The 23,112-nt window shown below is 52.4% G+C and carries 20 protein-coding genes and 1 tRNA gene; 9 read left to right on the forward strand and 12 right to left on the reverse strand.

Translation table 11 applies throughout. The annotated features are described in order from the left end of the window. Position 1: 1 nt before the first annotated feature. Positions 2-667, reverse strand: a complete 666-nt coding sequence (locus Q394_RS0101145) for a Crp/Fnr family transcriptional regulator (protein WP_028487663.1) — start codon at positions 665-667, stop codon at positions 2-4. 134 nt (positions 668-801) lie between these two features. On the opposite strand from Q394_RS0101145, the gene hcp reads away from it, so the two are divergent. Next, entirely contained in the window at positions 802-2,469 is a 1,668-nt protein-coding gene (gene hcp, locus Q394_RS0101150; protein WP_028487664.1) for a hydroxylamine reductase, read from the forward strand. Position 2,470: 1 nt separating this feature from the next. Then, entirely contained in the window at positions 2,471-3,541 is a 1,071-nt protein-coding gene (locus tag Q394_RS0101155) for a 2Fe-2S iron-sulfur cluster-binding protein (protein ID WP_028487665.1), read from the forward strand. Positions 3,542-3,608: 67 nt separating this feature from the next. On the opposite strand, the gene Q394_RS0101160 is transcribed toward Q394_RS0101155, so the two are convergent. Beyond that, positions 3,609-5,879, reverse strand: coding sequence for an NADP-dependent isocitrate dehydrogenase (locus Q394_RS0101160; RefSeq protein ID WP_028487666.1), 2,271 nt, complete (start codon positions 5,877-5,879; stop codon positions 3,609-3,611). Between the two features lie 210 nt (positions 5,880-6,089). Here Q394_RS0101160 and aceK point away from each other — a divergent pair, with 210 nt between their 5' ends. From aceK to Q394_RS22950, 4 genes are read left to right on the forward strand one after another with little or no spacing between them, the layout of a single operon-like run. Next, positions 6,090-7,835: a bifunctional isocitrate dehydrogenase kinase/phosphatase gene (aceK, locus tag Q394_RS0101165; RefSeq protein ID WP_028487667.1), complete on the forward strand. Its 1,746-nt coding sequence runs from the start codon at positions 6,090-6,092 to the stop codon at positions 7,833-7,835. A gap of 12 nt (positions 7,836-7,847) precedes the next feature. Beyond that, the gene (recG, locus tag Q394_RS0101170) at positions 7,848-9,932 is read left to right on the forward strand and encodes an ATP-dependent DNA helicase RecG (protein ID WP_028487668.1); all 2,085 of its coding nucleotides are present in this window, start codon (positions 7,848-7,850) and stop codon (positions 9,930-9,932) included. Positions 9,933-9,979: 47 nt separating this feature from the next. After that, a complete protein-coding gene (locus Q394_RS0101175; protein ID WP_028487669.1) occupies positions 9,980-10,582 on the forward strand; it encodes a Uma2 family endonuclease in 603 nt (200 codons plus the stop codon). A gap of 15 nt (positions 10,583-10,597) precedes the next feature. Next, positions 10,598-10,729, forward strand: a complete 132-nt coding sequence (locus tag Q394_RS22950; RefSeq protein WP_281169624.1) for a hypothetical protein — start codon at positions 10,598-10,600, stop codon at positions 10,727-10,729. A 130-nt stretch (positions 10,730-10,859) separates the two neighbouring features. Here the strand turns inward: Q394_RS22950 and Q394_RS0101185 are convergent, their stop codons facing one another. Continuing rightward, a complete protein-coding gene (locus Q394_RS0101185; protein ID WP_028487670.1) occupies positions 10,860-11,384 on the reverse strand; it encodes a transposase in 525 nt (174 codons plus the stop codon). Between the two features lie 358 nt (positions 11,385-11,742). After that, on the reverse strand, positions 11,743-13,200 hold the full coding sequence (locus tag Q394_RS21175) for an SUMF1/EgtB/PvdO family nonheme iron enzyme (RefSeq protein WP_051542580.1): 1,458 nt from the start codon (positions 13,198-13,200) through the stop codon (positions 11,743-11,745). A gap of 53 nt (positions 13,201-13,253) precedes the next feature. Here Q394_RS21175 and Q394_RS18635 point away from each other — a divergent pair, with 53 nt between their 5' ends. After that, positions 13,254-13,760 (forward strand): hypothetical protein, encoded by a 507-nt coding sequence (locus Q394_RS18635; protein WP_038140004.1) that lies wholly within the window; start codon positions 13,254-13,256, stop codon positions 13,758-13,760. Position 13,761: 1 nt separating this feature from the next. Further along, a complete protein-coding gene (locus Q394_RS0101200) occupies positions 13,762-14,955 on the forward strand; it encodes a multidrug effflux MFS transporter (RefSeq protein WP_028487671.1) in 1,194 nt (397 codons plus the stop codon). 62 nt (positions 14,956-15,017) lie between these two features. On the opposite strand, the gene ychF is transcribed toward Q394_RS0101200, so the two are convergent. The 8 genes from ychF to Q394_RS0101240 form a co-directional block, all read right to left on the reverse strand. After that, positions 15,018-16,112, reverse strand: coding sequence for a redox-regulated ATPase YchF (gene ychF / locus Q394_RS0101205; RefSeq protein ID WP_028487672.1), 1,095 nt, complete (start codon positions 16,110-16,112; stop codon positions 15,018-15,020). Positions 16,113-16,124: 12 nt separating this feature from the next. Continuing rightward, positions 16,125-16,700, reverse strand: a complete 576-nt coding sequence (gene pth / locus Q394_RS0101210; protein ID WP_038140005.1) for an aminoacyl-tRNA hydrolase — start codon at positions 16,698-16,700, stop codon at positions 16,125-16,127. 11 nt (positions 16,701-16,711) lie between these two features. Continuing rightward, positions 16,712-17,284, reverse strand: coding sequence for a 50S ribosomal protein L25/general stress protein Ctc (locus Q394_RS0101215; protein ID WP_028487674.1), 573 nt, complete (start codon positions 17,282-17,284; stop codon positions 16,712-16,714). An 88-nt stretch (positions 17,285-17,372) separates the two neighbouring features. Then, a complete protein-coding gene (locus Q394_RS0101220; RefSeq protein ID WP_028487675.1) occupies positions 17,373-18,329 on the reverse strand; it encodes a ribose-phosphate pyrophosphokinase in 957 nt (318 codons plus the stop codon). 32 nt (positions 18,330-18,361) lie between these two features. Continuing rightward, positions 18,362-18,436 (reverse strand) — tRNA-Gln (locus Q394_RS0101225). 7 nt (positions 18,437-18,443) lie between these two features. Then, on the reverse strand, positions 18,444-19,322 hold the full coding sequence (ispE, locus tag Q394_RS0101230) for a 4-(cytidine 5'-diphospho)-2-C-methyl-D-erythritol kinase (RefSeq protein ID WP_342665148.1): 879 nt from the start codon (positions 19,320-19,322) through the stop codon (positions 18,444-18,446). Beyond that, on the reverse strand, positions 19,304-19,942 hold the full coding sequence (gene lolB / locus Q394_RS0101235) for a lipoprotein insertase outer membrane protein LolB (RefSeq protein ID WP_038140006.1): 639 nt from the start codon (positions 19,940-19,942) through the stop codon (positions 19,304-19,306). The genes ispE and lolB overlap by 19 nt, the downstream gene beginning before the upstream one ends. A 28-nt stretch (positions 19,943-19,970) precedes the next feature. Continuing rightward, entirely contained in the window at positions 19,971-21,689 is a 1,719-nt protein-coding gene (locus Q394_RS0101240; protein WP_028487678.1) for a tetratricopeptide repeat protein, read from the reverse strand. 156 nt (positions 21,690-21,845) lie between these two features. Between Q394_RS0101240 and hemA the strand changes: the two genes are divergently transcribed. Next, positions 21,846-23,111 (forward strand): glutamyl-tRNA reductase, encoded by a 1,266-nt coding sequence (hemA, locus tag Q394_RS0101245; protein ID WP_028487679.1) that lies wholly within the window; start codon positions 21,846-21,848, stop codon positions 23,109-23,111. The last annotated feature ends 1 nt before the right edge of the window (position 23,112 follow it).

A 23,112-nucleotide genomic window follows, 5' to 3' on the forward strand; every position in this document is an offset into this window, starting at 1 on the left:
TCTATTCATCACGCAACTGCCGCAGCTTCTCGGGTGCTAATACGATCACCTGCGCATTTTCTTCGCGGATCACCCCCTGATCCTTCATTCTGCCCAACACACGTGAAAATGTTTCTGGTTGCAACCCCAATCTAGCCGCTACCAGCGCTTTGGTAGACGGCAGCTGGATGCATTGCTCCCCCATGTCTTCCGACAAAAAAGCCAGAAAATAACCAGCCACTTTTTGCTGGGCAGTAGACATACTGAGCGCGTGAATATCATTCACAAATCGGTGTACCCGCATACTCAGGCTTGCCAGCATTTTCAACGCCAGCCCGGTATTCTGTTTAACCTGTGCCTTGATCACTTCGGCGGGGATAGCGATCATTTCCAGCGTTTCAATGGCGCTGGCACACACGGGGTAAGGTCTATCCAGCAAAGCTACCGACTCGGCGAAAGTTTCACCCGTACGAATGATTTCAATCACTTTTTCCTTACCATCATGGGTCAGACGATACAGACGCACACTGCCTTTCAGCACCAGAAAAAACTGAATGGCCGGGTCGCCCTCAATAAACAGTTGCTGCCCAGCAGCACAGAATACTTTGCGGGAAGCATTGGCAATGGGTAGTAAGTCGTTTTGGGTCAACCCCTGAAAGAGGGGGGCAATACGCAGTAACTGCTCCATGTTGCATCCTTGTGATGAGGCTAATCGGCTAAATACCCGAGCCTAATGGAAGGACTTGACGGCGGTCAAGGCAAGCACGATCAGGAGTGTCTACAGTGCCCAACAACCACTATTCAACCAAAGGAAAAACCACCATGTTTTGCTATCAATGTGAACAGACCATGCGTACTGACACTCTCGACGGCTGTGCCACCGACAAAGGCGTTTGTGGCAAAGATGCCAACACCTCCGATCTTCAGGACATCCTGATTTACCAGATCAAAGGCATTGCCCAATACGCACAACTTGCCCGCAGCGTCGGTGTCATCGACAGAGCGGTGGATGATTTCATCCAGTACGGTTTTTTCACCACCCTGACCAACGTCAACTTCACCGCGACACGCTTTGTAAACATGGTGCAGGAAGCTGCACGCATCCGTGACAGCATCAAAGCGCAATACGCAGCCGCCGCAACTGCGCAAGGCAAGCCGATCGAAGAACCTACAGGCCCAGCACAGTTTCAGCCTGCCGCCGATATGGATAGCATCCTTAAACAAGAATCCGTGGCCGTGGTGAATAAAGACCACGAGCTGGTAGGCGAAGATGTGAACGGCCTGCGCGTGCTAATCACCTACGGCATGAAAGGCGTGTGCGCCTATTCCCACCATGCGCGGATGCTCGGCTATCAAGAAGATGAAATTGATGCTGAAGTCGAACGAATTCTGGCTTACCTGACCACCAATCCCACCGATATTGAAGACCTATTAACACAGGCATTATCCGCCGGTCACCTGAACCTAAAAGTGATGGATTTACTGGATCGTGCTAACAATGGCACGTTTGGTGATCAAGAAATTACTCAAGTACGCGTGACCCCAGTCGCAGGCAAAGCCATCCTGGTCAGCGGCCATGACCTGCACGATCTGGCGCAGATACTGGAACAGACCAAAGACCAAGGCATCAACGTCTATACCCACGGTGAAATGTTGCCCGCCCACGCCTATCCCGGCCTGAAGAAATATTCGCACCTAGTAGGCAACTTCGGTGGTGCATGGCAAGACCAGCAGCGCGAATTTGCCAACTTCCCCGGTGCGATTATCCTGACATCCAATTGCATTATCGAACCAGCAAAAATCTACCGTCAACGCATTTTCACCACAGGCCCCGTCGGTTGGCCGGGTGTACGTCACATTGATAATGGCAATTACGCCCCACTGATTCAGGCTGCCAAAGCCCTGCCCGGTTTTAAGCAGGATGAAGAAGCTAAAACCATTACCACCGGCTTCGGACACAAAACAGTACTCGGCGTGGCTGACAAAGTCGTGGATGCGGTGAAATCCGGCGCTATCGAACATTTCTTCGTGATTGGCGGCTGTGACGGCGCAAAACCTGGGCGCAATTACTACACTGAACTAGCGGATAAAACCCCTTCCAATACCATCATGCTGACCTTGGGTTGTGCTAAATACCGTTTCAACCAGAATGAGTACGGCGACATCGGTGGCATCCCGCGTCTGCTGGATATGGGGCAGTGTAATGACGCCCATTCCGCCATCAAAGTAGCAGCAGCGTTGGCGAATGCCTTTGAATGCGGCGTAAATGACCTACCGTTGTCCCTGATGATCTCTTGGTTTGAACAAAAGGCCACGGCAGTATTACTGTCCATGCTGGCATCTGGCGTTAAGGGCATCCATCTGGGGCCAAGCCTACCGCCTTACCTAACGCCCAATTTATTAGCGGTACTGTCAGAGCGCTTCGACCTGCGGGTTAACCACTCGCCAGCAGAAGATCTACAAACTGCACTGGGCAGAGCGGTAGCCTGACATGTCAATCCACCAAATCCAGCTAATGACTAGCGACGGGCAAACCCTGTCCTTCGCCTGTGAAGAAAGCGAAGACCTGATCACAGCGGCTGAAAAAGCCAATATCTTTCTGGCTGCCCAATGCCACGCCGGGTCTTGCGGCGCGTGCATTGCGCATTGCGATAACGGCGAATTCAGACTGGGCGAATACAGTCAGGACGCCTTAAACGACGACGATCGCGCCAAACAGCAAGTGCTGCTGTGCCGCACCTACCCGCGCAGCGATTTGAACATGCACCTGCCTTATGCCCACAGTCTGGTACGCTTTGAACAAATCCCGGTGCGCGAAGCCGAAATTGTCGCCAAAACCTACCTGACGGAAGATACCGTCAAACTTGAACTGCAATTACTACCGGATGACGACGGCAATTTAAGTCTGGATTTTGAACCGGGGCAATTCATGGAGCTAACCCTGCCCGACACTGACAGCAAACGCGCTTATTCGCTGGCGAATGCGCCTAACTGGGACGGCACGCTGGAATTTCTGATTAAATTACGCTCTCATGGAAAGTTTTCGACCTTCCTCCATAAAACGGCAACGACGGGCATGAAGCTAAAACTGGAAGGCCCGCTAGGTACTTTTATTCTTCAAGATAATGGCTTGCGGCCACGTTATTTTGTGGCAGGAGGGTGTGGATTGGCATCCGTCATCTCGATGTTACGGCGCATGGCAGAATGGGAAGAACCGCACCCCGTCAAATTGTTTTTTGGTCTTTGGGCAGAAGAAGAGGTTTTTTTCCAACAGGAACTCGCCGAACTGGCGGCAGTGTATCCCAACCTTCAATACCAAATCTGCGTGACCAATGCGTCAGCAAGCTGGCCGGGGTATCAAGGTTCAGTAGTGAATGCATTTACAGAAGCCTTGCAAGCCGCAGAGAGCAAGCCGGATATCTATATTTGTGGCTCCCCCGGTTTGATTGAGGGCATTGCCGATGCCGCCGAATCCTGTGGAATCACAAGGGATTCGCTATTCTACGAGCGTTACCTTGCCACTACGCAGGCGGTGGAGCCAACCCGTTGTGAGGTCGGCTAACGATCAACGTGTTTCACCAGCGGACGAGAGGCTGGAGAGAGCATCATCCGCTGGTTGACACAGAGTGTCAGTGAGGAACGTCCATCTCCGCCGCACTAAAGCCCGGCATACGTGCTGCCATAATGGCATTCGTGAAGGTAGCACTTGGGCGCATCACCGCTTTAGTCAGGGCAGAATCGGCGAAGAAATGACCGCCAATATCAACCGGCTGCCCTTGCACGCTGCTGATTTCTGCAATGATTTTATCTTCGTTTTCCGTGAGAACGTTGGCCAGCTTGCCAAAATGCTCCGCCATCTCAGGCTCTTCAGTTTGCTTAGCGAGCGCTTGTGCCCAATACATCGCCAGATAGAAGTGGTTGCCACGTGTGTCCAACTCGCCGGTGCGCGGCTTCGGTGACTTATCGTTTAACAACACATTGCCGACAGCCTCATCCAGCGTTTCAGACAGCACTTTGGCTTTATTGCTGCCGTATTGTCTGGCCACCTGCTCAAAGGAAACCGTCAGTGCCAGAAACTCACCCAGAGAATCCCAGCTTAGGTGGTTCTCTTCCAGCAATTGCTTCACCAATATCGGCGCAGTACCACCCGCACCGGTTTCATACAAACCGCCGCCTTTCATCAACGGTACAACAGACAACATTTTGGCGCTGGTTCCCACTTCCATAATCGGGAACAGGTCAGTCAGGTAGTCGCGCAAAATATTGCCGGTCACAGAAATCGTGCTCTTGCCACGAATAATCCGTTCCAGACTGAAACGCATTCCGCGCAGGGGTGACATAATGCAAATATCAACACCTGTCAGGTCGTACTCTTTCAGGTAGGTTTTAACCTTCTTGATCAACTCATTCTCATGTGGGCGGTATTCATCCAACCAAAACACAGTAGGCAATTGTGATTCACGCGCCCGTCTGACCGCCAGACCTACCCAGTCACGAATCGGCAGATCTTTGGTCTGGCACATGCGCCAGATGTCGCCCGCTTCCACGGTTTGTTCGATCAGCACCTTGCCTTGATCGTCCACAATCCGCGCCACACCATCTTCTGGAATTTCAAAGGTCTTATCATGCGAACCGTATTCTTCGGCTTTTTGTGCCATCAAACCGACGTTCGGCACAGAACCCAGTGTTCTGGGGTCGAAAGAACCGTGGGTTTTACAGAAGTTAATGATCTCCTGATAAATACGCGCAAAGGTACTTTCCGGCATCACCGCTTTGGTATCTTTCAACTTACCGGCTGGGCCATACATTTTGCCACCATTGCGGATCATCGCAGGCATGGAGGCATCCACGATGACATGGTTGGGGGAATGCAGGTTGGATATGCCTTTAGCGGAATCCACCATCGCCAGTTCCGGGCGATGTTCGTAGCAGGCATGAATATCCCGCTCAATTTCTTCACGCAACGAGGTTGGCAATGTGGCAATCTTTTCATACACGCTGCTCATGCCGTTGTTCGGGTTAACACCCAATTCCTTGAACAACTGCGCGTGTTTTTCAAACAGCTCTTTATAAAAAATCTTGACGCAGTGGCCGAATACAATCGGGTGCGAAACTTTCATCATGGTGGCTTTCACGTGCAGCGAGAACATGACGCCGGTTTCCTTCGCGTCATCGATCTGCTGTTCATAGAACTCGCACAGGGCTTTTTTGCTCATGAACATGCTGTCGATGATTTCACCTTCCAGCAGGGACACTTTCGGCTTGAGCACGATAGTCTTGCCGCTGTTAGTCACCAGATCCATGCTGACATCGCAGGCACGATCCAGCGTCAGGCATTTTTCACTGCTATAGAAATCACCGTGATGCATGTGCGACACGTGCGTCTGTGACGCTTGGCTCCATGCTTTCATTTCATGCGGATACGTTTGGGCGTAACGCTTGACGGCAGCGGGTACACGACGATCCGAGTTGCCTTCACGCAGCACAGGGTTTACCGCACTTCCCAGCACTTTGGAGTAACGGCGCAGCAGTGCTTTGTCTTCTTCTGTTTGCGGGTCTTCGGGGTAATCTGGCAGTGGGTAGCCTGCGGCTTGCAGTTCTTTGACCGTTTCTATCAATTGCGGCACAGACGCGCTGATATTGGGCAGCTTGACAATATTGCTATCAGGTTCTTGCGTGAGTTGCGCCAGTATCCCCAGATCGTCAGACACTTGCTGCGCTTCTGTCAGGTAGTCGGCGAACTCTACGAGGGTACGTGCAGGCAGCGACAGATCGTTTTTGGTGATCTCAATACCAGCGCCGGAAGCAAAGGTACGGATAATCGGCAGTAAAGAACACGTCGCCAGCAGTGGCGCTTCATCCGTCAGGGTGTAAATGACCTTTGGTATTTCATTATTCATATAAATTCATTCCTCCTAGGCAATATTGTCTTACAATTTTATCTAGTATATGCGTTATAAGCCACAAAATCCCTACTTAAAAACGCAAATTGTCGACAATTAAGAGTGAGAGTAACAGCTATGTCATTGGTTTAATGCTTTTGTTGCGACGCACATAAACATTCCTGTAACATCACTGTCACTTTTTGGCTTCGTTGGAATCCGTTGGCTATGTCAGAACAGTCGCTGCACATCAATCAGCTTGCGCGTGGCATCGCTACCACTATCGTGCAAGGATTCAACCGCCACTTTGAGATTTTCCAGCGAATCACGGCGGGTGCGCGGCAACGCTTCGAAGAAGCCGAGTGGCGGGCAGTTCAACTCGCGTCCCGCGAACGCATCATGCTTTACGATCATCGCGTCAGGGAAACCATTGCCCTGATTCGCGACTTGTATGAAATCAAAACGCTCGACCCCCAGTTATGGCGTGAAATCAAACACTGTTACATGCGCTTATTGCTGGATCACCAGCAGCCAGAATTGGCCGAAACCTTCTACACCTCCGTGTTTTGCCGCCAGTTTCCACGCCAGTACTACACCAATGACTTCATCTTTGTACGCAGCTCCATTTCGACTGAATACATTGATTCCGAAGAAACCAGCTACGTGAGTTATTACCCCGGCACGATTGGTTTGCGTGAATCCATCGTCAATATCTTGAAGAATGCCGGGTTTGTGCTGCCGTTTGAAAATCTGGGACGCGACCTGCGCAATATTTACCGCGCTATCGTCCAGCACTACCCCGGCAAGGCCAATCGCAAGGCGCAACTGAATTTCCAGATTTCCGTTATCCGCCACCCGTTTTTCCGTAACAAAGCGGCGTATCTGGTCGGGCGCATGATCAACGGGCGTGATGACAACGCCTTTGCCCTGCCCATCCTCAACAATGAACAGGGTGGCTTGTACATCGACGCGTTGGTGTGGGGGGAAAAGCAGCTTTCGGTGGTCTTCAGCTACTCGCAGGCGTATTTCATGATGGAACACCAAGTGCCGTCGGCGGTGGTTTCCTTCCTGCAACAATTGTTGCCGCGCCGTGATACTTCGGAACTGTATTCGGCGATTGGCTTACACAAACAGGGCAAATCCGCGTTTTACCGCGATTTTTTGCACCACTTGCGCCATTCCAGCGACGAATTCGTGGTCGCACCGGGCATACGCGGCATGGTGATGATGGTCTTCACCCTGCCCTCCTACCCCTACGTGTTCAAAATCATCAAGGACAAGTTCGCGCCACAAAAGGAATTCACCCGCCAACAGGTCGAGGAAAAATACCATCTGGTCAAACGTCACGACCGGGTAGGCCGCATGGCGGATATGCTGGAATATTCCAACGTTGCCCTGCCGGTGGAGCGTTTTATCCCCGAGCTGTTGCAGGAATTGATCGAAACCTGTGACAGCAGTATCAGTTTCGACGGTGACAAAATCATCTTCCGGCACATCTATCTGGAACGGCGCATGATCCCGCTGAATATTTTCATCGAAACCGCCGACGACGAGATTCTGGAACGGGTCATCGAAGATTACGGCAACGCCATCAAGCAATTGGCAGGCGCGAATATTTTCCCCGGCGATTTCCTCTACAAAAACTTCGGGGTCACGCAACAAGGGCGAGTGGTGTTCTACGATTACGACGAAATCAGCTACATGACCGAATGCAACTTCCGCAAGATTCCGCCACCGCGTTTCCCGGAAGACGAATTCCGCTCCGAACCGTGGTATTCGGTGGAACCCAACGACGTGTTCCCGGAAGAATTCGGTACGTTCCTGCTGTCTACGCCCAAAATCCGCAAAAGCTTCCTCAAATATCACCGGAATTTGCTGGATGCGCGTTACTGGAAGGAAAAGCAGGACAAGATCAAGGAGGGTCAATACGAAGATGTGTTCCCGTATCCAGAGGCATTGCGCTTCAAGAGATAGTACACTGGCGGTATGACTGGATCAGCCACCCCCGACTTTCTACAACAACCTGTCACTGCCCTACGCGGTGTCGGTGATGCCTTGGCGGAAAAGCTGGCGCGGCTGGGCATCTTGCGGGTCGCTGACCTGCTGTTTCACCTGCCGCTGCGCTATCAGGATCGTACCCGCATTTACCCCATCGCCGACCTGAAAGTCGGACAGGAAGTGCTGGTCGAAGGTGAAATTATTTCCACCGAAGTGGTGCAACGCGGGCGTACCATGCTGCTGTGCCACCTTAACGACGGTAGCGGCATTCTTACCTTACGCTTCTTCCATTTCACCTCCGCCCAGAAATACAGCCTGCGCCCCGGCGTATTGCTGCGCTGCTTTGGTGAAGTGCGCCAATCTGGTTTCAAACTGGAAATGGCGCACCCCGAATGCCATTACCTCAAGCCCGACGACCCCGAACCGATTGCGAATACCCTGACACCGACTTACCCCACCACCGAAGGCTTGCAGCAACGCAGCTTGCGCCGCCTGATTGATCTGGCGCTGGAACATGTGGATGAATTGCCGGATTTGCTGCCAGAAAGCGTGGTCAAAGAACACCGCTTTCCGCCACTGGCACACGAATTACGCACCTTGCATACGCCGCCGTCTGGTTCAACCATCGAAGGAATGCGCCCCCACCGCCTGATTTTCGAGGAACTGCTCACCCACCAACTCGCGGTGCAGCAGGCTCGGCACGAACTCAAGCAAGTGCAAGCCCCATCCTTACCAGAAGCCAATCACTATTGGGTAAAACTGCGCCGCGCCCTGCCCTTTGCCCCCACTGACGCTCAAAACCGGGTGATCAGTGAAATTACCAACGACCTGCAACAAGCCGTGCCCATGAACCGGCTGGTGCAAGGCGATGTGGGTTCGGGCAAAACGCTGGTGGCAGTCGCCGCAGCCTTGCACGCCATTGCCAACGGCTATCAAGTGGCGTTGATGGCACCCACCGAATTGCTGGCGGAACAACATTACCAAAACCTGACCCACTGGCTGGAACCGTTGGGGGTGGAAACTGTGTACATTTCCGGCGGTCAAACTCCGCGCCAACGCCGCCGCAAGGTGGAAAACCTGCTGCTAGGTATCGGGCATATCGCGGTTGGTACACACGCGCTGTTCCAACGCACGGTTGAATTCCTGCAACTGGGGCTGATTATTATCGACGAACAGCACCGTTTCGGCGTGCATCAACGCATGTCGCTGCGCGAAAAGGGCAAGCAGGGCGACAACTACCCGCACCAATTGGTGATGACCGCGACACCGATCCCGCGCACCTTGGCGATGACCGCTTACGGCGACCTGGATTATTCGGTGATCGACGAATTACCGCCGGGACGCACCCCGATCACGACTGTCGCGCTCAACAACGAACGCCGCGATGACGTGATCGAGCGTATTGCCGATGCCTGCCGCGAAGGCCGCCAAGCCTACTGGGTTTGCACCCTGATCGAAGAGTCCGAAACTCTGCAATGCGAAACGGCGGAAGCCACCGCTACCTTATTGCGCGAACGCCTGCCCCACGTCGAAGTCGGGCTGGTACACGGGCGGCTGCACGGTTCCGAAAAGGAAAGCATTATGCGCCAGTTCAAGCTGGGGGAAATCCAGCTACTGGTCGCCACCACCGTCATTGAAGTCGGGGTGGATGTGCCGAACGCCTCGCTGATGATCATCGAAAACGCGGAACGCTTCGGCCTATCACAATTGCACCAGCTACGCGGACGGGTCGGGCGCGGCAGTACCGCCAGCAGTTGCGTGCTGCTTTACCAGCATCCACTCGGCAAAACGGCGCGTAAACGGCTGGATGCCATGCGCAACAGCACCGACGGTTTCGTGATTGCAGATATTGATCTGGAATTACGCGGCCCCGGCGAAGTGCTAGGCACACGCCAGACCGGCGATGTGCGGCTACGGATTGCCAGTTTGTTGCGCGATCAGCATTGGTTGCCAGCGGTGCAGATGGCAGCGCGGGAAGTGGTGGCGAAGTACCCGGAACGGGTAGAAGCGCTCACCCAGCGCTGGTTGCAGCAACCGGATGGCGAGACAGCGACGCAGTTTTTCCAAAGCTAGACACCTGCTATGCTAACATCAGCAGAGGCAAATTAGCGGGTGACGTTATGGCAGCAGTGGCAGAAAAATTCGATTACCTTTCAGTAGCAGATTATCTGGCAGGTGAAGAAATCAGTGAAATCAAACATGAGTATGTGGAAGGTCAGGTCTATGCAATGGCTGGCGCAAAGATCAACCACAACAAGATTGTCCGCAATATGTCATCACTCTTGTGGAATCATTTACGCCACCAACCTTGCGAACCCCTCAGCGGAGACATGCTGGTAAAAACACTGGGTAAACGCTTCCGCTACCCTGATGTCGTGGTGGTTTGTGACGATGACCCATCGAAAGATGAGCGCGTCATAGAAAGCCCGATACTCATCATCGAAGTGCTGTCCAAAAGCACCCGCAAAAAAGACAAAGGCGAAAAACGTCTGGAATACCTCGCCATCCCCAGCCTGTTGGAATATGTGCTGATTGAGCAGGATTTTGCGGAAATCGAAGTGCAACGCCGTAGTGCCAGTTGGCAATCATCCTATTACTTCTTGGGGGATGAGGTGGTGCTGGAATCGGTCAATGCCTCCTTGCCCGTCGAAGCCATTTACGAGCGGGTTAAGAATGACGACGTGTTGGCGTGGCTGGAGCAACAGCAGGCAGAAGGAGCATAACCATGAGTCTGGGTGATGGTGTATACGCTCAAGGACGACGGGCAATATGGCTTGCCGCGCATGTTCGGGATGGAAGAGCCGCTCGCCGTGGGCTTGTTCCCGGAATTGAATATTGATTGGGCGTTTATGCAGGAAGAAAATCCGTAGGAGCGGTATGGCATGATGAAGAGGGCGTATGCAATACGCCCCTACGCAGATCATTGTTTTTCGGTGTATTGGTGATAGACCAACCACCTGTAGGGGCGTATTGCATACGCCCTCTTTCCTCTTTGACCTTCTACCGGTGCAGGCTGTCGGTTTCCCATTGGGCTGGGTTGTTGGTGATGTAGGTGGCGATGTCATGGTGGGAATCTTGATTGCGGATAATATGCTCCCAGTAATTGCGTTGCCAGACCGGAATATTCGCCCGACGGGTCACGGCAGATTTGAACCCACGCACCATTGCTCCCAAGGTCTGCGACGGTGATTTTATTATGGGGTAAACGTCAGAAGAGGGCGTATGCAATACGCCCCTACGTGATTTGGATTGACCATTGATTTCTACTATCCCGTGAAAATGGTTTGGCATTACTACCCATTCTCCCAACCTGATATTCGGGCGCAGGCACGGCGTTTGTAGCCATTCATCGCGTACAATCGTGCCCAGTTTATTCAGGTGCATTTCGCCTGCCAGGATTTTACCAAACAGACATTCGCGGTTCAGGGTACATAAGGTGATGAAATAGACACCCGTTTGTGCATAATCATAATGTTGCAGGCGGATAGAACGCCGATGATGGATGTCGCGGTTGTATTTTGGCATGTGCATAAATCGTGCATTGTTGTTATTGATGGATGCAAATAATCGGTTGCCATCATGCCGTTGGAAGAGGGCGTATGCAATACGCCCCTACGGGCGGTTGGTATGCCAATATATTGGGAATGGTGTATTGGGAATACGATGGGGCGGCGAAGAGGGCGTATGCAATACGCCCCTACGTCTGTCGTTGTTTTTCGGCATATGGTGATAGACCAACCATCTGTAGGGGCGTATTGCATACGCCCTCTTCCTGCTCCACCAAAGTCTGGCGCTGCCCGCAACGCGCCTGACTTCGGCTACGCTGCCCGCGCCACAAGAGCCGCCTCCGGCTCGCTGCCTATGCTACGCCCTGAGTAGCGGCTTATTGACCTGAGGCGAGGCGGAACCCGAGGTTGCGGCTCCGATTAACCGGCGTGTAGTGGCCGCGGTCAGCGGAACGCACGTACTGTGCAAAGTTGTACCATGAGCCACCACGCAACACGCGGGAGGCGCTACCGCCAGATTCCCAAGCACTACCATCCGCTGGCGCATCTTTATAATCACTGTGCCAACTGTCCTGTACCCATTCCCACACATTGCCATTCATGTCATTAAGACCATAGCCATTCGCGGCAAAACTCCCGACAGGCGCGGTATACTCAAACTTGTCTCCACAAAAATCCTTATAGCAGTTCGCATTCCCTTTGCCGATAGCATTGCCCCAAGGATAAGCGGTATCTGCACCACCACGCGCCGCATATTCCCATTCCGCTTCGGTTGGCAAACGATAATGCTTACCCGTTTCCTGACTCAACCACGGAATGTATTTCTGGGTAATGTCATCCCAACTGACATTGATCACCGGGCGATTACCTCGCCCCCAGCCCTGATCTTCGGCATGAGGACAAGCTTTGGCTTTTTCACAGGCATCCCATTGGTCAAAGGTCACTTCGGTTTTTGCCATTTTGAAAGCATCGAGGGTCACTTCGTGGGCGGGCTTTTCGTCGTCGGAACAACCACCTTCCACATCGTCGCGCTTGCCGTCGCAGCCCATCGTGAATGTGCCAGCGGGGATGTCCACCATGACCGGCTCAAGCGGCTGTTTGGTGGCTACCAAAGCGTCGGAAACAGGAGTCGGCGAGGGTTCGGCAGGTACAACAGGGACAGGTTTTGGCATAACGGATTGAACAACAGCGGGGGACTCAGGTTGAGGCTCAACCTGTTTAGACGACTTGTTGTAAACATACCCGCCAACTACTGACATTGCCACCAATCCCGTAACCCACAAGCCCGCGTGAGACTTGACTGGCGGTAGCAGGGGTGGCGAAGACCCTCGACCTAACAACCCATAAACCTGCGCTGCCAACTCAATAAAGGCTGGATGGTCGCCTTTACCATTCCAGCCAGTGAAATCGCCCGCCTGCCGCATTCCGAAACCAAACGGCGGCTCTATCGCATCAATCCTGATCGGCAACAACACATTACGACTTTTGCCTCGGCTTGCCTCCTCCAGTACCCATTCGGAGTCAATCGAGCTTTTCGACCATACCACCACCACACAACGACTTTCGCGGATGGCTTGGTCAATCTTGCGATGCCAGTTATCACCCGTGTGGATGGATTGGTGATCCCAAAACACTGACCAACCCTGTTGCGCCAATGCCTGAAACAGCGGCTGCAAACGTGCGCGGTCTTTAGTCGAATAACTGAGAAAAATGTCGTGCATCTTGATAACTGATAGAGAAGCCCAGATGAATGGATAATAACCGATATTTTGTGGGATTTCTGCTTTACCAGTAATGCCTGTAAGACAAACCCCATTCAATTTATCCGTGACCATGAAAAGGGATATGCTATGTTTACCTCCTACCAACACTACCAAAGGAAACCCACATGATCTGGCGCGACTGGCTGAAACAATGGAAAATGACCAAGCTGCAACTCAACCCGCCCTTCCTCAACGTTGAGCTGAAAATTGCCAATGCTGACAAAGACGCTGCATGGGAAATGTACATCGAACTGCTGACCCGCATCACTACCCAAACGCTCGACCCCAAAGACGGCGATGAGAAAACAGCGCTCGACAGTATCTACAAACTATTTGAGATCACCCGCGAGATCATCAAGCGTCACGGGCGCGACAGCCTGGAATTCACCAAACTCGCGATTGTGGTACTGAACCAGATTATCCGCCCCTTCACCGCCCGCTGGCACAAGCCTTCCGTCTCCGGTGCATTCAGTGATTCCGTGCAACGCGACCTGTTCCGAAAAGAACTCGCTGAACTGCAAATCGACCTACGCCGCTATACTGGGATGCTAGGCTACATGGCTGGCGTGGAAACCGATCTGTTATTGCTCGAACAAGCAGAAACCACCGACACCGACGTAGCCAACCACTAAAATGCCATCCAAACTCCCGCGCTTCGGCGAATTCATCACGCTGATTGCGCTGCTCAGCTCCCTCACTGCACTTGCCATCGACACCATGCTGCCTGCCCTCGCCACCATCGGGCAGGAACTGGGCGTGACGCATGAAAACGAAGCGCAACTGATCATTTCCACCCTGTTTTTAGGGCTGGCAAGCGGGCAAATATTTTTCGGCCCGCTGTCGGATGCAACCGGACGCAAGCCGCTAATGTACGTCGGCTTAGGTATGTTCATGCTCGGTAGTCTGCTGTCGATGCTGGCGCAAGACTTTTCCCACATGCTGTTCGGGCGTTTTCTGCAAGGGCTGGGGGCTTCCGCGCCGCGTGTCCTGACGATGGCGTTAGTGCGTGATTGTTATGCGGGAGCGGCAATGGCGCGGGTGATGTCGTTTACCATGAGCATATTCATTCTCGTGCCGATGATTGCGCCATCGTTGGGGCAAGGTATCCTGTTATTCGCGGGCTGGCGCAGCATTTTCACGGTGTTCCTGCTGCTGGCAGTCATTGTCGCTGTTTGGTTCTGGTTGCGGATGCCGGAAACCTTGCCGCCCGACAAACGTAGGGCGTTCACGTTCCGTGAGTTCTGGCGGGGGCTGAAGGAGGTTGTCACCCACCGTATCAGCATGACCTATACCGCCACGACTGGCATGGTGTTTGGTGCATTTCTAGGCTATTTGAGTTCGGCGCAGCAAATCTTGCAAATCCAGTACGGCCTAGGGGAACGCTTCCCACTGTACTTTGCAGCGCTAGCGCTGTCGATTGGCGGTGCATCACTCCTCAATGCACGGCTGGTCATGCGCTTTGGAATGCATTGGCTGGTGATGCGGGCGGTCATACTGTTTACCGTGCTGTCCGGCCTGTTTCTGCTGGTCGCTTATGCGACGCAAGGGCATCCACCGCTGGAAAGCCTGATGGCATATTTCATGCTCACCTTCCTCGCGCTGGGGATGACGTTTGGCAACCTGAATGCGCTGGCGATGGAACCGCTGGGGCATGTCGCAGGCATTGCTGCATCAGTGATTGGTTCGCTGTCCACCCTGGTCGCGATTCCTTTAGGGACGCTCATCGGGCAAAGCTACAATGGCACTGTGCTGCCCTTGACTGGCGGCTTTTTTCTACTTGGATTATTGGCAACCGTCGCCCTGTTTTCAGGAAAGAAAACAACGTAGATAACTTATCTTCCCCCTCCTTTGCAAAAGGAGGGGTTGGGGGAGGATTTTCTTCGGATTCTTTACACGTTAAACAGGAAGTTCAGCACATCGCCATCCTTAACGATGTACTCCTTGCCTTCCGCCCGCATCTTCCCGGCTTCTTTCGCGCCCTGCTCACCTTTGTAAGCAATAAAGTCTTCGTAAGCAATCGTTTGCGCCCGGATGAAGCCGCGCTCAAAGTCAGTATGGATCACGCCAGCCGCCTGTGGTGCAGTGGCTTTTTTCGGAATTGTCCAGGCACGTACTTCTTTCACGCCTGCGGTGAAATAGGTTTGCAAACCCAGCAAATCGTAGCCTGCACGGATAACGCGGTTCAAACCCGGTTCGTCCAAGCCCATGCCCGCGAGGAATTCGTCACGCTCGGCATCTTCCAATTGCGACAGCTCCGATTCCATTTCTGCGCACACCGCGACGACGACGGCATTTTCACGCACAGCGATTTCGCGAACCTGATCCAGATACGGGTTGTTTTCAAAACCTTCTTCATCGACATTGGCAATGAACATCAGCGGCTTGATGGTAATCAAGTGGAATTCACGCACCGCCAGCTCACGTTCTTCGGGGGTCATTTCCATCGAACGCGCGGAATGGCCTTCGGAAAGGTGCGCAAACAAACGTTCTGCCAAAACTTTTTGTGCCACCAAATCTTTACTGCCGGATTTGGCGGAACGGGTCAGGCGATTGACAGCCTTTTCAGCCGTATCCAAATCCGCCAGCGCCAGTTCGGTATTGATGGTGTCAATGTCAGAGGCCGGGTCAATTTTGCCAGCAACGTGAATGATGTCATCGTTGTCGAAGCAGCGTACTACTTGAGCAATCGCGTCGGTTTCGCGGATGTGCGCGAGGAACTTGTTACCCAAACCTTCGCCTTGTGATGCCCCAGCAACCAAGCCTGCAATGTCGACGAATTCCATCGTCGTCGGTAAGATCTTGATCGGCTTAACGATGGCTGCCAGCGCATCCAAACGCGGGTCTGGCATGGGCACGATGCCCACGTTCGGCTCAATCGTACAGAAAGGGTAATTCGCTGCCTGAATGCCTGCCTTGGTCAGGGCATTAAACAAGGTGGATTTACCCACGTTTGGCAAACCAACAATTCCGCACTTGAATCCCATGATCTCTTACCTTTATTTGGTGTGCAGCGCGTTCATCGCTTTCTGCATGTCACCTTGTAAAATTAACTCAATTTGGTCGGCTGCTTTGTCTATCGCCCGTGAGATGACGATTTCATCATCTAACGAAGGCCGTGACAGCACATAATCGACCACTTTGCTACGGTCGCCCGGATGCCCAACACCCAAACGCAACCGCCAATAATCTGCGCCCAAATGGGCATGGCAATCGCGCAAACCGTTATGCCCGCCGTGACCACCCGCTTGTTTCAAGCGTACATCACCTGCGTCAATATCCAGCTCATCGTGCGCGACTAAAATCTGCTCTACCGGAATCTGGTAAAACTGTGCCAATTGTTTCACTGCCAGCCCGCTGCGGTTCATGAAGGTCATGGGCTTGAGTAGCCATACCGTAGCACTGCCAACTTGCAATTTACAGGCTTCACCGGAAAAACGCTTCTCGACAGCAAACTTGCCGGAGTAACGCCTTGCCAGTTCATCAACAAACCAAAACCCGGCATTGTGCCGGGTTTTGTCGTACTGGCTACCGGGGTTGCCCAAGCCTGCGATGAGGCGGATAGGGGTTCCCATCGGTATAAACCTTAGTGAATCGCCGCGATGGCGTTATCATGGTCTTCGCCCAGTGCCAATTGCGGCAGGCTCACGCCTTCTGGCAATTTCAGGTCAGACAAATGCAGAATCTGGCCTTTTTCAACGTTGAGCATGTCAACTTCAATGAATTCAGGCAGGTTCTTAGGCAAGCAAGAGACTTCAACTTCAGACATGGAGTGGCTAACTGAACCACCTTGTTCTTTCACACCTTTGGATGCTTCTTCATTGAGGAAGTGCAGCACCACGTGAACGCGAATTTCTTGGTCATCACTGATGCGCAGCAGGTCAGCGTGCATGATGATAGGCTTGGCTGGGTGACGTTGCAGGTCACGCAGGATCACTTGCTCTTTACGATCACCGAAGTCAACCGTGATGATTTGGGAATAGAAGCCCTCTTCCTGCAAGTTGCGGATCATTTCATTATGACGCAGCATGATGGATTGCGCTTCACCACCCGCACCGTAAATAACGGCAGGAACCATACCAGTATGACGCAGGCGGCGGCTCGCACCCTTACCCTGCAATTCACGTGTTTGCGCTTGCAAAACGTATTTCTTAGACATGTGTTAACTCCAAACAAATGGCTACTGAACGCGACCGGACAGCAACCGAAAAAACCCCTCGCTGTATTAAAAGCACGGGGACTAAAATTTAGATGCCTTCAAACAGCGAACTGACTGACTCATCCTGATTGATGCGTAAAATGGTTTTCGCCAGCACACCGGCCACCGAAAGCTGGCGAATCTTAGCACAGTTTTTGGCAGCGTCGCTTAACGGAATAGTGTCAGTAACGACAACTTCATCCAGCTGGGAATTTTCGATGTTACGAACAGCCTTACCAGAAAATACTGCGTGGGTAGCATACGCCCGCACGCTTAATGCACCGTGCTGCTTGAGAGCTACAGCCGCATTGCACAAAGTACCACCGGTGTCGATTAAATCGTCGATGAGGATGCAGTTGCGCCCTTCTACGTTACCGATAATATTCATGATTTCGGATTTGTTAGGCTCAGGGCGACGTTTATCGATAATCGCCAACTCTACATCACCTAAACCTTTCGCTAAAGCACGTGCACGAACTACACCGCCTACATCCGGTGATACCACCATGATGTTATCCAGTTCACAGGACAAGACATCTTTAATCAACACACCAGAGGCATAAACATTATCGACGGGCAGGTCGAAAAAGCCCTGTACCTGATCCGAGTGCAAATCAATGGTCAGTAAACGGTCAACGTGTCCAGTAGCAATCATATCAGCTACTAACTTGGCAGAGATCGGTACACGCCGTGAACGCACCCGTCGATCCTGCCGCGCGTAACCATAATATGGTATCACAGCAGTAATCCGCCCGGCGGAAGCACGATACAACGCATCAGCGATGATCAACAGTTCCATCAGGTTATCGTTGGTAGGCGCACAGGTAGATTGTACGATGAAGACATCACGACCACGCACATTTTCCAGAATCTCGACATGGACTTCGCCATCGCTGAAACGTTCAGCTTTGATTTTGCCGGGAGGAATTCCGAGGTGATCGACGATTTTTTCGGTGAGTTCAGGATTCGCATTACCTGTGAACACCATCATTCTATCGTCAGACATGACATATCCGCATTGAGTGGGGGGGGGTAAAATGGCAGGGCCGCCAGGATTCGAACCTGGGAATGCTGGAATCAAAATCCAGTGCCTTACCGCTTGGCGACGGCCCTTCTGAAACTAATTGTAAAGCGTTGGCATTATTGCCAGCTTCTGATGTAGAGGTGATATATTAGCACCTTCTGCAACAAATCCGAACCACTTATTAGGCAAGCTTTTCAGGATTTTTTCACCTTCTTGCTTACTACTAACAGGTGCGAATAGGCAACTGCCTGAACCTGTCAACTTTGCAGTTGAGTACCTTGATAGCCAATTTATTGCTTCAGCTACTTCAGGATAACGCTTTTCCACTACTGGCTGGAAGGCGTTTAAACCTGCCCCGCCGTGGAAGGTCGCTAATGTAATCGCAGGGCTGTCTCGTGTCAAGTGTGGTGAAGAAAAAAGTTCAGCTGTTGGCACATGTACCTTTGGATGAATCACCACATACCAGCTATTAGGTAGCACAACTGGCGTCAATTGCTCACCGACACCCTCTGCCCATGCCGCATGTCCACGCACAAACACAGGGACATCTGCCCCTAAACGTAAACCCAACGCAGCCAGCGCATTCTCATCCAAATGACATTGCCACAGACGATTCAACCCTTGCAATACGCTTGCCGCATCCGAACTACCACCGCCAAGCCCGCCGCCCATAGGAATACGCTTCAGCACCTGAATATCCGCCCCCAAAGGGCATCCAGTCACCTCTTGCAATAACCGCGCGGCACGCACCGTCAAATCCTCAGCCTCCGGCACATTGTCAGCACCTGCTGGCCGCCGAATAGCGCCATCACTACGCACGGTCAAGATGATCTCGTCAGCAAAATCCAGAAAGACAAATAGGGTTTGCAGTAAATGATAGCCATCAGCCCGCCTGCCTGTAATATGGAGAAACAGGTTAAGTTTGGCAGGCGCAGGAAGTGTCAGTGTTTGCATCATCAATAACGGGTCTGCCAATCCTTCGCAATCACCTTGACCTTGGTATTGTCAGGCGCACGACTGAGGTTAATTTTATCGGGCAACGCTTTCCAATCATTACCTTGCCAGCCGGTATACTCAATGACCCAGCCAGCTTGCTGCAACATTTCCGGCCGCCCCAGTGCATCCAGCTTTACCTGCTGCACAGGAGAATCAGGGGATGGCACGCCACGCACCCAATATTTCATCCCCTCCAGCGGCAACGACACCCCAAGCTGCCCTTGCAACAAACGTTCAGCATTTGCATCTCTGTAAGTCTTGCCATTCGCTTGCAACGTTACATCAGAACGATTGCCCTTGAGATACGCCATAATCGAACCGGTCAGTGGATTCTTGATATTCATCTCATACTGGTCGTTACCGTTTTGAAGCCAAGAAAGGTTGAAGGAAGCACTTTGGTCACGAAACTGCATCCCCACCTTGCCTTGTAAACGCCAAGAACTCATTTTGGCGAAATCCACCTGACGTTGCTGCCAAGCTGCTTCTGCACTCACCGGCTTTGTTGCCGCACTGGCCTCAGGTATCGGGGCTTTGGTTTGGCTAGCACAACCACCCAACGTCAGTAAGCAGCAAGTGGCAATCAGCATCCGTTTTTTCATGGGATTCGTCCTGAAAAATAAATAAGAGTTAGGCATCGACCAGTTTAGCTTTCAGCGGTAGCAGTAACTTGTCATCAGGGAACTTACCGAGCATCGCATCCAAAATGGCCTTGGCCTCGGTTTTATTGCCACGCGCGATCAACACTTCCACCAAATGGCTAGCTACTTCAGGGTCTGGTAAGAGATTATAGGCCTTACGCAGCCAGCTTTCCGCCTCTTCCAACTTGCTGGTACGAAACAGTACCCAACCCATACTATCCATGATCGCCGGATCATCTGGGCGGACTTTCAGCGCTTTACCCACCAGTTCAGCCGCCTCCGGGTAACGCTGGGTGTTCACTGCCAACATATAGCCCAAAGCATTCAACACCGTAGCATTGTCTGGTTGTGCTTTCAGCACCACCTTTAAATCCGCTTCAGCCGCCACAAAATCGCCCATTTTTTCGGCACTCAAGGCTCTTGAATAGAGAACATCCGTATCATCTGCACGAATAGCCAATGCCTGACTGAAACTCGCTATCGCTTGCGGGTATTGCGCCACATCATGCAATAACTGACCATCTACCTGCCACAGCAGTACCTTACGTTCATCGCTAGTACTGGCCTTAAGCTGTTCTGCGAGCCACGCCCGTGCTACTGCCAAACTCTCACTATCTTTCAATAAAGCGGCAATCCGTACCGTAGACTCACGCACATAACGCCCCACACTGGCAAGCTTGTAAGCATCAATAGCTTGTTTCGGCTGCTTCAAGCCCTCAAAAATTTGCCCCATGAAATAGTTAGCTTCCTCGGCACGCTCAGGCACTACCCGTAATTTCTGAATGAGCGGCTGGGCAGCCTTGAAGTCTTTTTGCTCCAGATGCAGAAGTCCCAAGGTATATAAAATATCGACATCATCGGCATGGCTAGCATGGAGTTGCTGGTAAATAGGGATAGCTTCGACGCGACGATCCGCCAAAATCAGCAGTCGCGCATAATCCAGCGTTAACTCAGTATCTTTACTCGTTTTACTGGTTGTCTCCAGTTCCGCAATCGCCTCAGGTAGTTTATCCAACCCCAGCAAGGCTTTTGCTGCCCAACGTGACGCTTGCACCTGTTGTGTCCCATCACCTTTTTGTTTGACCACCTTGCAAATGCTCAAAGCATCATCAAACTGATCCGCATTCAATGCCAAAGAAGCCAAAGCCAACTGCGCTTTTATCGAATCATCTGAGCTACTGACATATTGCTTGAAGGTTTCGTAAGATTTTTTGGTTTCAGGTTCCAGCGACAGTAACGAGACGATGAACTCAAAACCGTGCCCCGCTTCCTTATCGATAGTATCGCGAATTTTGACCAAATCTTTGACTGCGGCGGCGTACTTTTCGGCACGCACATTGGCTAGCGCCTGATATTGCACAGCTTCAGCAGAATTTGGTGACAGCTTAATCCAGCGTTCCAGCGCACGACCAGCCAATGCGTTATCCTTACTGCTCATCGCCAATTCCACCGCCCGTTGGGCAACGGCTGGGTCATTGGTTTGCTGCGCGGCCGCAACATAATGTAAGGCTGCTTGCTCAGGGTTACCCTGCTTGATAAACATCTCACCCGCGAGGATATTGTAGACTTGATAGCTGAGCGGACTACTGAAAGTAGCGACATTATCCGCCTGCTCATCAGCAAAGGTAGCGTTCCCCATAGCACACCCACCGATCAACAGAGCCAGGGTGATGCTCAAAAAATGGCGCGGCAAACGAGTGCTGTGCATGTGTATCTCTGTTATGTTGCAGAAGGTTTTAAGGATATATTCAGCGAATTACCTTGTAATCGCCCATAACGTATCAGAAAATTCGCGGTTCTGAAAGTTAACTACCTTATCCCGAAACGGGCAAAGGCTGAAATGTATCTGTTGGTATACTACTGAATGTCCATCCTGATCGTTGGAGTCAATCATAAAACCGCCCCAGTATCGATCCGGGAAAAGGTTTCCTTCTCACCTGACAGCTTGCCGCAGGCGTTGCACGCTGCGCATCAGGTCGCTTCCGAGTGCCTGATCCTCTCGACCTGCAACCGCACCGAGCTGTATGCCGCCTGCCAACCACAACAATCAGTGGAAACGCTGGTGGAATGGCTGGCAGACTGGCATAAAATTCCGGTCGCGCAACTGCAACCGTACTTGCAAATCCACCAGCAAGACGCAGCGGTACGCCATGCGCTGCGCGTTGCCTGCGGGCTGGATTCGCTGGTGCTGGGTGAGCCACAAATTCTTGGGCAATTGAAAACAGCCTTGCAAGCGGCTAGCCATAACAGCACCACGGGCAGCCAGCTTAATCGCCTGATGCAACACGCTTTTTCCACCGCGAAGAAAGTGCGCACCCAGACCAGCATCGGCGCAAACCCGGTCTCGGTTGCCTTCGCTGCCGTCAGTCTGGCAAAACAAATTTTCAGCAAACTGGAAAAACAGACTGCCCTGTTGATCGGCGCAGGCGAAACCATTGAACTGGTTGGCAAACACCTTGCTGCCAACCATATCGGCAACATTCTGGTCGCCAACCGCAGCGTCGACAAGGCGCAAAAACTGGCAGCCGAATACGGCGGCAAAGGCATCGGCTTACCAGAGCTTGCCGAGCATTTGCCACTGGCGGACATCGTTATTTCCTCGACCGCAGCCCCCGTGCCGATCCTCGGCAAAGGGGCAGTGGAACGCGCCTTGAAGATCCGCAAACACCGCCCGATGTTTATGGTCGACATTGCCGTACCCCGCGATATTGAGCAGGAAGTGGCAGAACTCGACGACGTATACCTGTATACCGTCGATGACCTGCAATCGGTGATCGAAGAAAATCTGCAATCGCGCCGCGCTGCTGCCGCACAAGCCGAAGGCATGGTGGTAGAAGAAGTCGACAAGTTTATGGCATGGCTACAGGCACAAGACCACATGGCAACCATCCGTGATTACCGCGCCCGCACCGACAGCATCCGTCAGGAAGTCTTCGACAAGGCCACCACGCTGTTACACAACGGCAAAAGCCCCGAAGAGGCCCTGCAATTTCTGGCACACACTCTCGCCAACAAACTGTCGCACGACGCCACCCAAGCCATGCACCAAGCAGCCCGCAGCGGCGACCACGAACTGCTGCAACATGCCCGCACCCTGTTCAACCTTTCCACCCCTGACGATAACGGCTAAA

Source organism: Thiothrix lacustris DSM 21227 (assembly GCF_000621325.1).
Classification (GTDB): domain Bacteria; phylum Pseudomonadota; class Gammaproteobacteria; order Thiotrichales; family Thiotrichaceae; genus Thiothrix; species Thiothrix lacustris.

Bases quoted from the DNA above. Each gene is read 5' to 3' on its own strand.
- Q394_RS0101145 (WP_028487663.1), bottom strand. From the start codon at position 667: ATGGAGCAGTTACTGCGTATTGCCCCCCTCTTTCAGGGGTTGACCCAA.
- hcp (WP_028487664.1), top strand. From the start codon at position 802: ATGTTTTGCTATCAATGTGAACAGACCATGCGTACTGACACTCTCGAC.
- Q394_RS0101155 (WP_028487665.1), top strand. From the start codon at position 2,471: ATGTCAATCCACCAAATCCAGCTAATGACTAGCGACGGGCAAACCCTG.
- Q394_RS0101160 (WP_028487666.1), bottom strand. From the start codon at position 5,879: ATGAATAATGAAATACCAAAGGTCATTTACACCCTGACGGATGAAGCG.
- aceK (WP_028487667.1), top strand. From the start codon at position 6,090: ATGTCAGAACAGTCGCTGCACATCAATCAGCTTGCGCGTGGCATCGCT.
- recG (WP_028487668.1), top strand. From the start codon at position 7,848: ATGACTGGATCAGCCACCCCCGACTTTCTACAACAACCTGTCACTGCC.
- Q394_RS0101175 (WP_028487669.1), top strand. From the start codon at position 9,980: ATGGCAGCAGTGGCAGAAAAATTCGATTACCTTTCAGTAGCAGATTAT.
- Q394_RS22950 (WP_281169624.1), top strand. From the start codon at position 10,598: ATGGTGTATACGCTCAAGGACGACGGGCAATATGGCTTGCCGCGCATG.
- Q394_RS0101185 (WP_028487670.1), bottom strand. From the start codon at position 11,384: ATGCCAAAATACAACCGCGACATCCATCATCGGCGTTCTATCCGCCTG.
- Q394_RS21175 (WP_051542580.1), bottom strand. From the start codon at position 13,200: ATGGTCACGGATAAATTGAATGGGGTTTGTCTTACAGGCATTACTGGT.
- Q394_RS18635 (WP_038140004.1), top strand. From the start codon at position 13,254: ATGATCTGGCGCGACTGGCTGAAACAATGGAAAATGACCAAGCTGCAA.
- Q394_RS0101200 (WP_028487671.1), top strand. From the start codon at position 13,762: ATGCCATCCAAACTCCCGCGCTTCGGCGAATTCATCACGCTGATTGCG.
- ychF (WP_028487672.1), bottom strand. From the start codon at position 16,112: ATGGGATTCAAGTGCGGAATTGTTGGTTTGCCAAACGTGGGTAAATCC.
- pth (WP_038140005.1), bottom strand. From the start codon at position 16,700: ATGGGAACCCCTATCCGCCTCATCGCAGGCTTGGGCAACCCCGGTAGC.
- Q394_RS0101215 (WP_028487674.1), bottom strand. From the start codon at position 17,284: ATGTCTAAGAAATACGTTTTGCAAGCGCAAACACGTGAATTGCAGGGT.
- Q394_RS0101220 (WP_028487675.1), bottom strand. From the start codon at position 18,329: ATGTCTGACGATAGAATGATGGTGTTCACAGGTAATGCGAATCCTGAA.
- lolB (WP_038140006.1), bottom strand. From the start codon at position 19,942: ATGAAAAAACGGATGCTGATTGCCACTTGCTGCTTACTGACGTTGGGT.
- Q394_RS0101240 (WP_028487678.1), bottom strand. From the start codon at position 21,689: ATGCACAGCACTCGTTTGCCGCGCCATTTTTTGAGCATCACCCTGGCT.
- hemA (WP_028487679.1), top strand. From the start codon at position 21,846: ATGTCCATCCTGATCGTTGGAGTCAATCATAAAACCGCCCCAGTATCG.